At 46.1% G+C, this 15,149-nt stretch carries 11 protein-coding genes and 3 tRNA genes; 11 read left to right on the top strand and 3 right to left on the bottom strand.

Going from position 1 to position 15,149, the window contains the following annotated elements; genetic code table 11:
• Positions 1-226: 226 nt before the first annotated feature.
• The gene (locus B2P60_RS09935; protein WP_193006337.1) at positions 227-1,054 is read left to right on the top strand and encodes an inositol monophosphatase family protein; all 828 of its coding nucleotides are present in this window, start codon (positions 227-229) and stop codon (positions 1,052-1,054) included.
• A gap of 41 nt (positions 1,055-1,095) precedes the next feature.
• On the opposite strand, the gene B2P60_RS09930 is transcribed toward B2P60_RS09935, so the two are convergent.
• Both B2P60_RS09930 and B2P60_RS09925 read right to left on the bottom strand, forming a co-directional pair.
• Positions 1,096-2,523, bottom strand: a complete 1,428-nt coding sequence (locus B2P60_RS09930) for a WS/DGAT/MGAT family O-acyltransferase (RefSeq protein ID WP_286741150.1) — start codon at positions 2,521-2,523, stop codon at positions 1,096-1,098.
• A gap of 120 nt (positions 2,524-2,643) precedes the next feature.
• Entirely contained in the window at positions 2,644-3,426 is a 783-nt protein-coding gene (locus B2P60_RS09925) for a thiazole synthase (RefSeq protein ID WP_286741200.1), read from the bottom strand.
• Positions 3,427-3,958: 532 nt separating this feature from the next.
• On the opposite strand from B2P60_RS09925, the gene gspE reads away from it, so the two are divergent.
• A complete protein-coding gene (gspE, locus tag B2P60_RS09920; RefSeq protein WP_286741148.1) occupies positions 3,959-5,509 on the top strand; it encodes a type II secretion system ATPase GspE in 1,551 nt (516 codons plus the stop codon).
• Between the two features lie 124 nt (positions 5,510-5,633).
• On the opposite strand, the gene B2P60_RS09915 is transcribed toward gspE, so the two are convergent.
• Positions 5,634-6,392, bottom strand: a complete 759-nt coding sequence (locus B2P60_RS09915; RefSeq protein WP_193006341.1) for a DUF4442 domain-containing protein — start codon at positions 6,390-6,392, stop codon at positions 5,634-5,636.
• A 386-nt stretch (positions 6,393-6,778) separates the two neighbouring features.
• Between B2P60_RS09915 and B2P60_RS09910 the strand changes: the two genes are divergently transcribed.
• From B2P60_RS09910 to B2P60_RS09870, 9 genes are all read left to right on the top strand, one after another.
• Positions 6,779-8,293 carry an McrB family protein gene (locus tag B2P60_RS09910; protein ID WP_286741144.1) on the top strand — a complete coding sequence of 505 codons (1,515 nt, stop codon included), beginning with the start codon at positions 6,779-6,781 and terminating at the stop codon, positions 8,291-8,293.
• Between the two features lie 12 nt (positions 8,294-8,305).
• Positions 8,306-9,856, top strand: coding sequence for an McrC family protein (locus tag B2P60_RS09905; protein ID WP_286741141.1), 1,551 nt, complete (start codon positions 8,306-8,308; stop codon positions 9,854-9,856).
• A gap of 244 nt (positions 9,857-10,100) precedes the next feature.
• Positions 10,101-10,177: transfer RNA gene (locus tag B2P60_RS09900), tRNA-Pro, on the top strand.
• A gap of 103 nt (positions 10,178-10,280) precedes the next feature.
• A tRNA-Arg gene (locus B2P60_RS09895) sits at positions 10,281-10,357 on the top strand.
• Positions 10,358-10,397: 40 nt separating this feature from the next.
• Positions 10,398-10,473 (top strand) — tRNA-His (locus tag B2P60_RS09890).
• Positions 10,474-11,044: 571 nt separating this feature from the next.
• Positions 11,045-11,980, top strand: a complete 936-nt coding sequence (locus B2P60_RS09885) for a helix-turn-helix transcriptional regulator (protein ID WP_286741138.1) — start codon at positions 11,045-11,047, stop codon at positions 11,978-11,980.
• A gap of 288 nt (positions 11,981-12,268) precedes the next feature.
• Complete coding sequence (locus B2P60_RS09880; RefSeq protein ID WP_286741136.1) at positions 12,269-13,354, top strand: hypothetical protein; 1,086 nt, start codon at positions 12,269-12,271, stop codon at positions 13,352-13,354.
• A 74-nt stretch (positions 13,355-13,428) separates the two neighbouring features.
• Positions 13,429-14,631 (top strand): type II secretion system inner membrane protein GspF, encoded by a 1,203-nt coding sequence (gene gspF / locus B2P60_RS09875; RefSeq protein ID WP_286741133.1) that lies wholly within the window; start codon positions 13,429-13,431, stop codon positions 14,629-14,631.
• A gap of 323 nt (positions 14,632-14,954) precedes the next feature.
• Positions 14,955-15,149 (top strand): helix-turn-helix domain-containing protein (locus tag B2P60_RS09870; RefSeq protein ID WP_286741131.1); only part of this gene is annotated, 195 nt, incomplete at its 3' end.

The following is a 15,149-nucleotide window of genomic DNA, read 5'->3' as shown; positions in this document are numbered from 1 at the left end:
TAACAGTGGCGGGTTTTGCGTACGTAATGGTTTGCGTTTTTCTCGAACAATTTTAGTATAATGCGATTCTTATTTTATGAAGAACGTTTTAATAGGCGCGTTTTTTAAATCGCATAGCAACAGTGTGTGGTAGGTACGATGTGATGCAGCGGCTGATTGGCAGGTTGTGGGCACAGATTTGGTCTTACTATTTTTTATATTCATTCATCAAGCAAATAGGTTATTTATGGAACCCATGGTCGTCATCGCAGCGCGTACTGCTGAAAAAGTTGGTAAAGAGATTTTATATGCGCATCAAAACCGCCACAAAATCGAGTTAGATATTGAATCTAAAGGACTTGATGGACTGGTCACCCGTATTGATCGTTTTAGTGAAGAGCTTACTATTGAAACGCTAAAAGCCAGCTATCCAGATCACTCATACTTAGGTGAAGAGTTTGGTATGCAAGAAGGCCGTGGCGAAGATGCTGACTGGTGCTGGATTATCGATCCGCTAGATGGTACCAAAAACTTCGTTCATGGTGTGCCGCAGTTCTGTGTTTCTATCGCGGTACAGCATAAAGGGGTCACCCAACACGGCGTTATCTATGATCCAGTCCGTGATGAGATGTTCTCTGCCAGTCGAGGCAAAGGTGCTCGACTCAATCAGCGCCGTATCAATGTGAGCGAGCGCAAAACGCTGGATGGTGGTTTATTTACCACAGGTCATCCGCTTGAGCGCAAGCGCAATGGTGAAGTCATCTCTTACGCTAAACAGCACTTTGAAAGCTTACAGAAAATATCTGAGGCAGGCGGTCAGGTTCGTCGTTTGGGTTCAGCGGCACTTGATTTATGCTATGTGGCGGCTGGTCGTTTTGATGGCTACTTTGAGATGTCTATTAAGCCTTGGGATATCGCAGCGGGTGAGCTTATCGTGACCGAAGCACGCGGTGTGGTGGTGGATCACACGGGCGCTCATAACTCTATGACCTCAGGTTCTATCTTTGCTTGTAATGTCAAACTGTTAAAACCGTTGATGCAAGTTGTGGTGCCAACTTGGGGCGATGTTTTTTAAGCAGTTCCATTTAGACCCTTAAATAAAAAAAGCTGGTTCCATTATGGAGCCAGCTTTTTTTTGGTTTTCACGTTTTTATCTTTGACCGTTATCCCTTTAAACTCAAGCTCTTTACTGGTCGTTTCCAACAACGTTAACTCCTCTTCTATAAGCATCAGCATGTCTTGGACGTGGGGTAGGGCTTTACTACAGGCAGTGATACAAAACTCAATCCGGTCCAAATAACTGGCTAAGGTTATATTCATCGCTTGGCCGTTGAACACGATAGAGGCGGGGTATAAGGATTGCAGCCGTGCGCCATTCCAATACAGCGGCTTTTCAGACCCAGGAACGTTAGAGATGATAAGGTTAAAAGCTTGTTTCTTAGGGAATAAGCCAGTGGCCAAATTGATACCTTCCCACGCATAGGCGATCACGCTATAGTTGATGACTTGCGCTTGATTCATCCGGCGAAATCGGCGTTTGCCATTATTCATACTACGATGAATCAGCTCAAGCCGACGCAGTGGGTCATCTAAATGCGTGCCTAGATTGGCCAGCACAAACGACAACTGATTGCCCGATATACTGTTGTCGGTACGCAGTGACATGGGCACAAACGCTATTAATGGCTTGCTGGGCAGGGCGTCCATCGATATTAAGTACTGACGAATGGCGCCCGCACAAACGGCTAGTACGACGTCGTTTCTGCTGATTTTTAGTCTTTCAGCGATATCGTTAAACCGTTTTATATCATAAGACTGCGCCGCTATTCGCCGGGAGGCGGAAATGCGTTTATTCAAAATACTCATGGGCGCATCAAACGTACCGACATACCCATCATCGCCATAATTTTTAAAATTATCTAGCAGCTCTGTAAAGACAGGTTTGATGGTAGACACTTGCTCTTTGATGATGCGTCTGACCGACCTTTCAGCCGGCAGTAACGCATTGACATGATTACGATGACGCGTCATTAATGACCAGATGGGCAGAGTGACGGGCTCATTTGGTGACTGTGATAGAGATTTTTGTACAAGGCGCATGGCAGCAATGCCATCAACCAAAGAATGATGAATCTTAAAATACAACGCAAACCGTTCCGGCCCACCTTCGTTTTCTGGCTGAATCCCTTCAATCACGTGGCATTCCCATAACGGCATGGCGCGATCTAACAGACGGCCATGCTCTCTTGAGACGTACATCAACAGCTCGCGAATACGGGCAGGTTTTGGCAGAGCGACATGGTGAAGATGGTGTTCGACATCAAAGTTTTTGTCTTTTTTCCAAAACACCAAATGCTCTAGAACCTGGTTAAAAGGGAAGCTTGGCGCCACATCAGAGTCTTGCATTTGCTTGACCAACTGATAGACAAAATCGCTCTCCGCCGCCTCGGGCAACTCAAATAAAAACAATCCTCCCACGTGCATGGGTTGTTTACGCGTCTCAAGAAGTAAAAACAACTGGTCGACAGCTGTGAGAAGTCGCATAATAAATCCTTTTATGACGATACATTGGATAAAAAATCATATTTTTCTGATTATTTTATAACGGGTTCTTCATTTAGGGCCGTGGCGTCGTAAACCTACTAGGGCCGTGGCGTCGTAAACCTACTGAAAAAAGTAGCCAGTTTGCGGTGAGCTGGCCGTGGCCATCTTGCGCATAGGCATACGACCTGCCAAAAATGCTGCACGGCCTGCCCAAATGCCATGCTTCATGGCGTGTGCCATCATGACTGGGTCTTGGGCATTGGCAATCGCTGAGTTCATCAGCACGCCATCACAACCAAGCTCCATGGCCAGCGCTGCATCCGAGGCTGTGCCAACGCCGGCATCAACCAATACCGGCACCTTGGCATTTTCGATAATTAAGCTGAGCGTGTGACGATTGAGCAGCCCCAGACCTGAACCAATCAAGCTGCCAAGCGGCATGATTGCCACGCAGCCCATGCTCTCTAACTCTTGGGCGACGATGGGATCATCTGATGTATAAACCATGACTTCAAACCCATCATCAATTAAGACTTTGGCGGCTTTTAACGTTTCGGTGACATTGGGATAAAGGGTTTTTTCATCACCTAATACTTCAAGCTTGACCAAATTGTGCCCACCCAACAGCTCACGCGCAAGCTTGCAGGTCCGAATCGCGGTGTCTGCATCAAAGCAGCCTGCTGTGTTGGGCAAGATGGTGTATTTGTCAGGAGAAATCACATCAAGCAGATTGGGCTCATTGCTGTTTTGTCCAATATTGGTACGACGAATGGCAACCGTCACAATCTCTGCGGCGGAGGCGGCAATAGCTTCACCAGTTTCAGCCATGTCTTTATACTTGCCTGTACCCACCAACAGCCGAGAGGAAAAGGTACGACTACCAACGGTAAACGTATCTTGCAACAGTGGAGTGGGGTGAGTAGTAGTGTTAGCGTTCTCTGACATAACGGCAAATCCTAATAGCGAGCGGGCAAGGTGAAAGACAAATAGTAATAAACAGTCCAAGTGGTATAAAAACGCGTGCAGTAAGTCATAGTAACGCACTGTCAGTAAAATAAGAATCGTATGACACAGTCGATTCATTATAAATCTGTTACGTTGGCAGTCTCAATGACAGTACACTCTGTCACTCTGCTCACAACTTGTGCCGACAAAGGCGATAGAAACTAACCTAGCAGCACGGTACTTTTTTATAGTGAATTGACTATCGCTTTACTATGAACACGATAAAAAGTATGGGAGTGACAGTGATAGTGACAGTGACCTACAACGTCGCTCACATAAAATCATACGCGTTTAAAACAAAATGTTATTATAACAAACTCATGCAATCTTACTTGCACTCTTTTTGGGTTAGCCCGCTCAGCACAGTGCGTTTGCTACCTTTTCGCATGATTTTATTTCTGACGTTATCTCTATTTATCAGGCCGTCTATATGCTGCAACTGCCGTACAGTTTTGCGAAACGCCATCAACTCTTGATCATACCTGCTATCGATCCTGAGCTGCCACCGACTTTGGTATTGACCAAAGCTACCCCGTTATCGGCCATTAATGAGGCGGTGCGTTTTTTACAGCAGCAAGGCGTGCGCGCTATCCCGACTTATGAAAGTATCAGCTCAGACGACTTTGAAAAACGTATGAACGCGGCTTACGCTGGTAATACAGGAGAGTCGCAGCATATTGCCGCTGGGCTTGAAGACCATCCCGACCTTGATAGTTTGGCGGACAGTGTCCCTGAAACTGAGGATTTGATGGATCAACAAGACGATGCGCCTATTATTCGTCTGATCAATGCACTGTTGTCTGAAGCGATACGCTTAAATGCCTCAGATATACATATTGAAACTTTTGAGAAGCGCCTGGTGGTGCGCTTTCGCGTCGATGGAGAATTAAAAGAAATCATCACGCCCAAACGCCAATTGGCGCCATTATTGGTATCACGTATTAAAGTCATGGCCAAATTGGATATCGCTGAAAAGCGTGTGCCGCAAGATGGTCGTATCAGCTTAAGATTGGCAGGGCGTGAGGTCGATGTGCGGGTATCTACGTTACCATCGAGCTTTGGTGAACGAGTCGTTATGCGCTTATTGGACAAACAAGCGGGTCGTCTGAATATGACCTACCTTGGGCTCTCTGATAATGACTATAGTGAGCTTAAGCGTTTGATTCATCGTCCCCATGGCATCATTTTGGTGACAGGACCGACAGGTTCGGGCAAAACCACCACGCTGTATTCGGCATTGACAGACTTAAACGATCAAACCCGTAACATCTTGACTGCGGAAGACCCGATTGAGTTTCAGCTAGATGGTATTGGACAAACGCAGGTCAATAACAAAGTGGATATGACCTTTGCCAAGAACTTGCGCGCGATGTTGCGACAAGACCCAGACGTGGTGATGGTTGGTGAGATTCGGGATTTAGAGACGGCCGAGATTGCTGTACAAGCGTCTTTGACAGGACATTTGGTATTATCCACGCTGCATACCAATACGGCCATTGGTGCAGTCACTCGTTTACAAGACATGGGTGTGGAGCCATTTTTGTTATCGTCTTCGCTCATTGGCGTGGTGGCGCAGCGTTTGGTTCGCACGCTTTGCTCACACTGTCATGGCTGGCAGACAGCGGATACCCAACAAGCCAAACTGTTCACCGAAATTGGTATTGAAGCAGGGTCTGAGGCTCAGGAGAAGGGGGCAGGAACATCTATTCAATTGCCCAAACCTATCGGCTGTGATAAGTGTAATCAATCAGGTTTTAAAGGACGTACAGCGATATACGAAGTAGTGCCCATTGATGACGCCTTACGCCGCATGATTCACAGTAATACCGCTGAGTACGAGCTAGAAGAGTACGCCCGCCAGCAGACACCCTCAATTCGTGCTGATGGTCTACGCAAGGTCATAGAGGGGCGGACGACGTTAGAGGAGGTGCTGCGGGTGACCAAAGAAAGCGCCCTGACTGATGACGCTATTGTTAGCTAATGGTACGTGTCTATCCGATTTCATGGCATTTTTGATCGATTTTCCGTCTCTAACCCCAATCTGACCAAACACGTACGAGCCTTCAAAGTAGACTGCCCATGGATTCTTACGAGCTTTCAACTGGCTATTTGGTTTCTACTGTATCAGCTTTAGCCACTGCTTGCTGGTCCGACTCAGTTTCAGTGTGTGGCTTAGATTCAGTGTCAGCACTGAGGTCAGTGGCCGCTTCGGTTGTTGTTGTGGTTTCGCTGGTTTTGCCTTGACGACGCGCTTCTAATTCAGATTTGGGTATCCACGCCCACGTCATCTCAACCACGATAGGGGCGCGCTCGCTGTCAGACTCACGGTCATGAATGACACAAGGAATCACCATTTCGCCTTTTGGAGTATTCAAAATATCTAAGCGCTGTTCATCCGTTAAGCTCGCTATGGCAGCCACTTGTCCTTTTTTAATCGGACGATGAAAGTTCACCGAATAAGATTTAATCAGTAGCACACGATCAGACGGCAGGTTTAAACCCAAAATAAAGCCCGTAGCGGTCTCAGCAAGCAAGGTAATAGCCACGGCATGGATAGTGCCGATATGGTTTTGCACGGATTTATGGTTGTTTAAACTGACCACCACTTGATTGGGTTCGACGGTCTCATAATAGACACCTGTCGTGCCCACGTATGGCACCACCTTACCAAACGCTTTGGATAAAATACTTGAGCGTGCACTGGCAGGCAAGTACTTGGTGACTGACAAGAGCTTGGTAAACTGATTGCTAATGGGCTTAAGGGTGCTGTTCGGTTTTTCAACTGGTGGTCTGGTATTGTCAGATACGTTGGCTGGCAATTTGCTGGTCAGTTTGATAGGCAATTTTTTTAATAATCCTGACATACAAAATTCCTTAAGTTGGATGGTTTTTACAGTGATAATGACATGAGGATGAAGGATTGAGAAGCGGTGTTGGCAAGTGATTGCCCACTAAAAATCATTCCAAGCGTGAGTAACACCCCCACTGTATCCTAGCCGTTAGTTTACCCTAGTCACTATTTTACCTATGGTACATTAACTGACGTGTCCCTACTATTATTACCATGAACTGCTGCGCTTATAAAATAACAGTAACGTAATGATGTGATGGAGACGATCACCAAGCATTGTCTAATGGCCTGTAGGTTAGGTGATGGCATTACTGGATGCTATGGAGTGAACCACGCTATAATAAGAGTGTAGCGTGATTTATTTATTTTTTACGCGACTGTTTAACGCTGGATAACGCTATGCCGGATATGTCTCCTCACAAGCCGATCAATATCATCTATACGGGTGTCGCTGGTACGGGTAAAACCTACCGTTTGCTACAAATTGCGCAAGAGTATACCGATTATCTGCCTAAAGCGAATGATGAAGATTTGCTGGGCCAGTTGTTATACGATTTGAGCTGGCGCGAAGTCGTGTGTTTGATATTTTTAGACTTTCAAGCCAACAAGCAAGACTTGGTAAAAGTGCCTGAAGTGGTCAATCATGCGTTTTTTCTCGCAAAAGCGGCGCAAAACGCGCGTGACAGTAATTTAAGCAATACGGCATGGTCTGTGCTGCAAATACACAGCCCTGCCAGCTCAACAACCGTTTCGTATAAAAATCGTGCCAGCCAAGCCTATTTTGATAAAGATCCTAGTGGGGCATGGTATTTATTGCCCCAAAGCATATCGCTATTGAATGAGCTATCACAGCAGCTAGCAGAGTTTCAGCAGGCACAGCGTGATAACAATGCTAGCCTAGACCAAGGCGTAAGCCAGCAGCGCTTTAGTATGGTCAGCTTTCATCAAGCCTATGGCTATGAAGAGTTTGTTGAAGGGATTCGCCCTGTGCTGGCAGCCTCTACTCATGCCAACCATGGCCAACCCAACCACGCGCAAACCAATAATAGCCACATCAATAGCAGTCCGTCTCAGATGAGTTACGCCATTCAAGACGGTGCATTTTTGACCTTGTGTCAGCGCGCGGCCAATAACCCTGAACAGCGTTATGCAATGCTGATTGATGAGATCAATCGTGCTAATGTCTCACGCGTGTTTGGTGAGTTATTGAGTTTGATTGAGCCGGACAAACGGGCTGGTATGGCAAACGCGATGACAGTAAATTTGGCGTATTCTGGCCGGCCTTTTAGTGTGCCTGCTAATGTCGATATTTATGCGACCATGAACACCCAAGATCATTCGTTAGCACCACTGGATATGGCATTACGTCGGCGTTTTCGCTTTGTCGACTGTCCGCCACAGCCTGAGTTGTTACCGACTATCAGTCTTAGCAAAGAGACAGACACTGGCAATGCAGCAGACGCGACAGCAGCAACGATAGATTTGGCCAAATTGCTAATGGGGTTAAATCATCGTATTACGCAATCGCTAGGGGCGGATGTGCAATTGGGCCATGCGTTTTTCTGGTCAGTTAATAGTCTTGAGCAATTGCAGTCCGTGCTGGTTGAACAAATCATTCCCCAATTAGCGCAAGCGGCTGGCGGACAAGTGGCAGTCTTGCAGTATATTTTTAACGATGAGTCGCAGCCAATGTGTGCCCAATTTATCCACGATAACCAAGCGCTGATAAATAACGATCCAAGCAGTCAGATGGATAATCAAAATAACATCGCAGGCCAAAATCAAATGTTCTCAGGGCATGGCGCGTTTCTCGGGCAGGCTATGAACGCAGGCAGTTATAGGATTAACACGGACCTTATTGCCAAGACGGGCGAGTTTATCAAACCCTTCGTTTATCAACGTTTATATGAATAAGGTCGCTAAGCGGTGATAAATAGCCAAGAGAAAAATCAGAGCAATGTCTTGAGTCATACGGATAGCAGCCATGTTGCCGCGCGTGATGCGAACGTTATCACTGTGTTTGAGCATCAACGCTTAACGGCGCAAGACTTTGTGCACGTCGCTGATTTTCACTGGCTGCTGGCGCAAGAGTTTTCGGTGTTTACCCTTAAACGCAAGCAGGGCCAGTGGCAGCTAAAGGTCGGACATTATATTGGGATCATTTTACTGCCGAGTGGCATGACGCTTGAGATACTACCAAAGCTGGGTGCAAATCCTGAAAACCCACGCTCTCAGCGTCAACAGCAATCCCATAAAGCCGCTCAAAACAATGACGTCAGCCAAACCCGTCAATGGGTGCAACATATGCTGTCTGACTTGACCAACAGCGGTGGCAGTACCCGTCATAAACTGCCGCATACAAAAAACTTAGGTCAATTCAGTCATCAGCTGGCATCGCTACCAGCAGCCGCACTGCCCACACTACCATTATCAGATTGGCTGATTGCGCAGTTTTTGCAGTGGCTGGTTCATTATCAGCCGACCAAGCACTATCAGGCGCAAACTCACAATCAAGCCTCGCTACAAGGTCGGCTACTCATCAAAGAGCAGCTGCGCCACAACAGTATGCAGCCGCATAAATTTGTCTGTGAGAGCAGTATGTTAAGCCGGGATATGCTGGGCAACCGCTTGATTAAGAGTGCTCTGGTTTTGCTGACCCCGCTAGTCTCTAAGTCAAGTATCTGTAACACCCTCCAAGCATGGCAGCCAGTGCCCACGCTGACTCGGCATGAAATGATTCAGCTAGAGGTGATATATGGTCAAGCCAAACGTCAGCTAGCGGTGCAGCCGCTTCGAGCGCAGCAGTTACAAGCTGGCCAGCAATTAGTCGATCGCGCTTATTGGCTATTGCAGCAGTCAAACGTAGCAACGGGTAATGGCATTGACTCAAACCGCGCATTGAAACAAAGCCTCTCCCAACTGCGTTTGTGCCTGTTGATTGATATGAATCAAGCTTTTGAGCAATGGGCAAGTCAGCGCATCGCATCAATGTTTACCCAAATGAGCGAAAGCTATCGTCCCTTGTATCAAACGCAGCGTGTTTGGCTAAGTGATACAGAAGGGCAAGCGTGTTTGTCGATACGCCCTGATTTACTCATATATAAAGTGACTACTGACAAAAATTGTCACCATGATCAGGATAATACGAAAGAAACCTCGCAAGTGAGCACTTCAGGAACGTATAGTCATGTCATCGATATGAAATGGAAGCATTTATCCCAAACGGCGGCCATCAGTGCGAGTGACGCTTATCAATTGGTCAGTTATGCGCAGGCTTACCAAGCAGGGCAGGTCTGGTTGGTCTATCCGGTACAAGGCAGTGACAGGCAGCCGGTGGCACTCAAGCAACGAGGCTATGATTATGATAATGAGCATACCGACAATCAAACAGGTCATGCGCCGCTATGGCTGATGCCATTTAACGTCCTTACCGGTACGATAAACAGTGGCTTGCTTCCAGCAGTGAATGTAGTATAATGACCCCGCTAGTGATTACGTATTACGTATCAAGGTTGGTAAGAGGTTTTGTCACCGTTGTTTTTATAAGAAATACGGGCTTTTTGAAATAAGTTAGCAATTATTTTAAATTAATCAAAAATAGGTGTTGACAGAATCGGCTTTACCCCTTAATATGTGCACCTCGATAGCGAGGAACATTAACAAGTTAGCGGCATCGCCACTAACGAAGTAGTTAACAAGCTATCGTGATAATAGAGAATTTCGGAGTGTGGCGCAGTTTGGTAGCGCATCTGGTTTGGGACCAGAGGGTCGTAGGTTCGAATCCTATCACTCCGACCATCTATTTTTTAAGAGCCTTACAGGCTTTTTTTTATGTATAATGGTTTAGTTTCTGATATATTTATATTTTAAACGAGACTGGATATATAAAAAGCCCCTAAGAGCGCCTGTAGCTCAGTTGGATAGAGCACCTGCCTTCTAAGTAGGTGGTCGCAGGTTCGAACCCTGCCAGGCGCACCATTTAGCCTGCATATTTTGCCAGTCCTTGGCAGCAGTTATGGCGGTTGTAGCTCAGTTGGTAGAGCCCCGGGTTGTGATCTCGGTTGTCGTGGGTTCGAGTCCCATCAGTCGCCCCATTTTATTCTGCATTCTCTTCCTTTAGTCTTTATACATCCTATTTGTTATAAAAAGCTTATATAAATAATATACTTGCCGATTTTGGCATTTTTTTGTGCCTGCCTGTTTAGTTATATGATCTTATTTTGTTATAGTTATTTCAATGTAAAAGAGAGTCAGCAGGGCTGAGATAAATTTTTGTCGCCTTATCGGCGTAGCCATGGCAAGCAAGAAAAATTTGTACCAGTCACGTAGTATCGTATCGTGTCTCCATTTTATTAATTGTTGACTATAGTTAAACGCTTAAAAGCGCGCTAGTTTGTGCCCATCCATTTGAACGTGTTGGACATTTATTTTTTGCCCTACGGCTAGCCTTTTTGGGTTTTTGTTTTATAGTATGTACCGTGTAACGCCAGTTTATGGATGTTATCTGACACTTAAGCCATCAGCTATAAATAGAAGATTGGTAATTCTTAAGTTAGTCAAAATAATGATTGAATATATTCAGTCAGTCTAAGGCTGTAATAGGGACGTGTGTGATTTTTTAAGGGAATTTGCTGCTACTGACTTTGCCTATTGAGGAAGTGTTTGATGGACGCACTAAGCGTATTGTTACAAAACGTTTATTTGTTTGAAACCAAGTATTATCGTTTAAATGGTGCTGGAAATTGGTCTTATTCAATCACTCGAAAAGACACCATTTTATTTTACTTAGTGATGTCTGGTAGTTTTTGTATTGATGTTGGTGATGGTCTGCGACAGGCACACGCTGGCGATATGATTATGATTCCCAATGCATATAGGCATGTCAGCTACGCGCTGGATCATAATGGCGAGGACGCCAGACCGCTCGATGAGATGCTGATGACATGCAAAGAGCATACGCTGGATATTGATGGTAATGGCGATCCCAATTCGTCTTTAATATTGATCGAGTGCAAGTATGACAAAGAGATGATTCGTCCTCTGTTGTCTGTGTTGCCATCAATACTGCCTGAAATCAACGATGAAGATGATGGTAGGTTTGAGGTTATTGACGTTGAGATTAAGCTGCTGACGTTAGAAGCGGAGCGTGAGCGCATGGGCAAAACAGCGGTTATCAATCATTGGGCCAGTATTATGATGATTGAGTGCTTGCGTGTTTATATTGAAAGCTTGCCCGAGGCCACAGACAATTGGCTAAAAGCCATGAAAGACCCGTTTTTGACCAAAGCACTAGCCGCGATGCACGAAGCACCAAGCCAAAATTGGACCATTCATAAGCTCGCTGAGACAGCAGGAATGTCGCGCTCGAGCTTTGCGCAGCGCTTCAAGGACACAGTGGGTATGCCGCCATTGACCTATCTTATTGATTACCGCTTGCGTTTGGCAGCGCGGTATTTACGCCTGCAGCAAAATAGTATCAGCCGAATCAGTGAGCTGGTGGGTTATGCTTCGGACTCCACCTTCAGTCAGGCGTTCAAGCGCGTTTATGGCGTGTCACCAAAAGCGTACCGCCAACAATATCAAAAAGACAATCTCGCTTAGCTTATGGTTGTGGCACTCTTTTTGTCGAAAGCGTTAAGGTTACCATCGTGTCCTTAACGCTTTTTTTGTTTTTAACTCGGAAACAGGGCACTTCGATAGCGGGTTACTGACAGCACTCGACTGACGGTATTTTGATGATGCACAGCTGACAATGTGCTTGTGTTCAGGTACTATGGAATAATGAGTCGTCTAGGCGCAAACGCTTATTTATAGCGCATTGTTTTTCACGGTATGCTAGCCATATAGTATGTCCTAGAAGATGTTTATTTTTGCTGCTGATGGTATGTTATGACTGAACCGACTGCAAAGCCAAGCGCACAAGCCAATAGCCAACAAGGCTCTGCTGCGTCTGTTAAAAAACAAAGTAAGAGCAAGGGAAATAGTGCTAAAGGCAACGCCAAAGATAGCCCTCGCCTTGTAGAAAACGAGCAAAATAAGGTGCCTGAGACACTGGACAAGGCAGCGTTGTTGGCCCTATTTACGTTAGCCTCTGAAGATCCTGTAGATGAAGAAGTGGCGTTGAAAGGTGCGGCTGACGCGTCGTCTGCTGCTTCAACCGATGACAGTGTGGCGACTACTAATAGCGGGCCTAGTATTGCCGAGCAGCGTGTGGCAATTTATCACGCTCAGTATGAGCGTACTCGGCTGTTGTACGTGGCCTCTGCCGAGACCCGTCCCACTTATTTGGTACAAACGCTCAAATCTCAGTTTGCAGAGTATCAGCAATATCAACTTGCACAGCAGCTCGATAAGCGCGGCCTGATGGACACGGATGGGCTAGAACGCCTCTGGCAGCAGCTGCATGTGGTCGATGATATCATCGCAGATATCGTGCGTCATATGCCAGCGCAGCAGCCAGCAGGGTGGCAACTAACCACTCAGGATGGACGAAACCCACTTTGCTTTGCCACTGTGGGTAAGCTAAAACATGGCAAACTCATTCGTGACCAAGGCAGTCTCAATAGCTATGTCTTAGGGCACTTCGGTGTGAGCAGCTTTACCTATGATCGTGGCTATTACATCGGTCATGTGGTTGGTTATTTATTCAGTTGTTATTTTTGCGCGCACCTGTCTATCAGCTATGGCGTCACGGCCCTTGGGCAACAGACCGTTGCTGATTATGAGTACGCCAGTCTTGAAACCCCGCATATGGTGAGGTTACTACAAGGCTTGGACAGCTACTGCAAAAAACGTGTTTATCAACTGGCGGTTATCTGTGCCCGCTTGAGTGTCTTTGCCAGCGATAAACGTATCGAGAGAATGCTGATCGCCGAGGTGAACGATTTTGATAAAAAACTACAGCAGCAGCATCTCGATGTTTTGTTATTAAACGGTTTAATGCCTGATAGTAGTGATTCTACGCCGCTTTTTTAAGCACTGATTTAAGCATTGTTTTAAGCACTGGTTTCTAACTCTTTACCTTTGATCACCTTGGGATATCTGCTGCTATGCCCGCTTATCATTTTAAAGCGCTCGACGATCGCGGCAGTGTCCAAAAAGGCTTGCTCGAAGGCGATTCTGCGCGGCAAGTGCGTCAGCAGCTGCGTGATAAGCACTGGACACCAGTAGAAGTCAGCGCCGTTAATGATCGCCAAAGTCAAAGTAAAAGCCGCTATAAAAAACCCTCAGCTTATGAGTTGGCACTGCTCACACGCCAGTTATCTGTCTTACTCGCGGCGGGTATTCCACTTGAAGAAACGTTGGCAGCCGTCGCCAAACAATCCCCAAAGACCCATATTAAGTCCTTAATGCTGGCCGTGCGCTCTCATGTCTTAGAGGGGCTAAGCCTTGCCCGTGCTTTACAGCAAGCCGCCAGCTTCCCGCCCCTTTATATCGCTACTATCGCGGCAGGGGAGAAGTCCGGTCATTTAGATCTAATCCTCAATCAGTTGGCAGATTACACCGAAAACCGCTTTGCCTTACAAAAAAAAATACAAGGCGCGATGGTTTATCCCATTGTATTGATGGTGATGGCAGTCGGGGTGATTATGGGTTTGATGAGCTTTGTGGTGCCCAAAATCGTCAAGGTTTTCGAGCAGTCTGAGCAAGCGCTACCGCTGATTACCCAAGTTGTCCTGACCTTATCAAACATCATTACCCAGTGGTGGTGGCTGATGCTATTGGTGTTAGCAGGGGTGGCATTTTTATTCTATCGTTTTGCTCAGACCAAAGCGGGTAAACTGGCCATAGACAGTATGGTACTTAAGTTGCCGATATTGGCGCGGTTATCGAAAGGATTGAATGCCGCTCGCTTTGCTAGCACGCTTGCCATATTGGTGCGCTCAGGTGTGCCCTTGATTGAGGCCTTGCACATAGGTGCTGCGGTGACAACCAATTTGCACATTAAGCAAACCATCATTACCGCCGCTGATAGGGTGACTGAAGGCGCTAGTTTGTCCAGTCAACTTGAAAAATCGACCTATTTTCCACCAATGATGGTACAAATGATTAAAAGTGGCGAGAACTCAGGGGAGCTTGAAAATATGCTCAGCCGAGCCGCCAACATGCAGGAAGCGGAAGCGACCAACTTTATCAGTACGTTGCTGTCATTACTTGAGCCCTTGATGCTCGTGTTGATGGGGGTAGTGGTGATGATTATCGTGATGGCAGTGATGCTACCGATTGTAAATATGAATGACTTGGCAGGCTAGCTGATAGCCAGTCAAGCGTCTAACACCCAGCTAGCCTTTTTAAACGGCTTACCGGACCGTCTTTTCACTTTCTTTATACCATCCATCTTGCTAAACTTTACGCCAGCTTTCTTAAGATTTGCTTACTGTAGTAGATTTTTGACTGGTTGGCGGTTTTTCTGTGTTAAGGCCCACTATCAAAACCGCGAAAGAGGACTCCACCCGATATTAGGGTGGAGGTGAATTTCGCCTAGCGTTTATTATATATTCATACAAATTATGTACTGAAGTAAGCTATACTAAATTTTAGAACTTATATTAAAAAAACAAAATGAATTGGCATTATGAAAATCAACAAAGCGTATAAATGTAGGCTTGAGCCTAATGCAGAGCAGGCGGTTATTCTAAATAATCTTGTCGGCTCAGCGCGTTTTGTTTGGAATCACATGCTAGCAATCTCATTTGAGATGTTTGCTAAAAATGAATTTATCAATGCCACCAACCTCGTTAATAAAATTGCTGGCTTAAAGAACAACCCT

This window comes from Psychrobacter sp. UBA3068 (assembly GCF_002366815.1).
Lineage (GTDB): Bacteria > Pseudomonadota > Gammaproteobacteria > Pseudomonadales > Moraxellaceae > Psychrobacter > Psychrobacter namhaensis.
The sequence above is the reverse complement of the archived record's forward strand: the minus strand, read 5'-3'. Positions and strand labels throughout refer to the sequence as shown.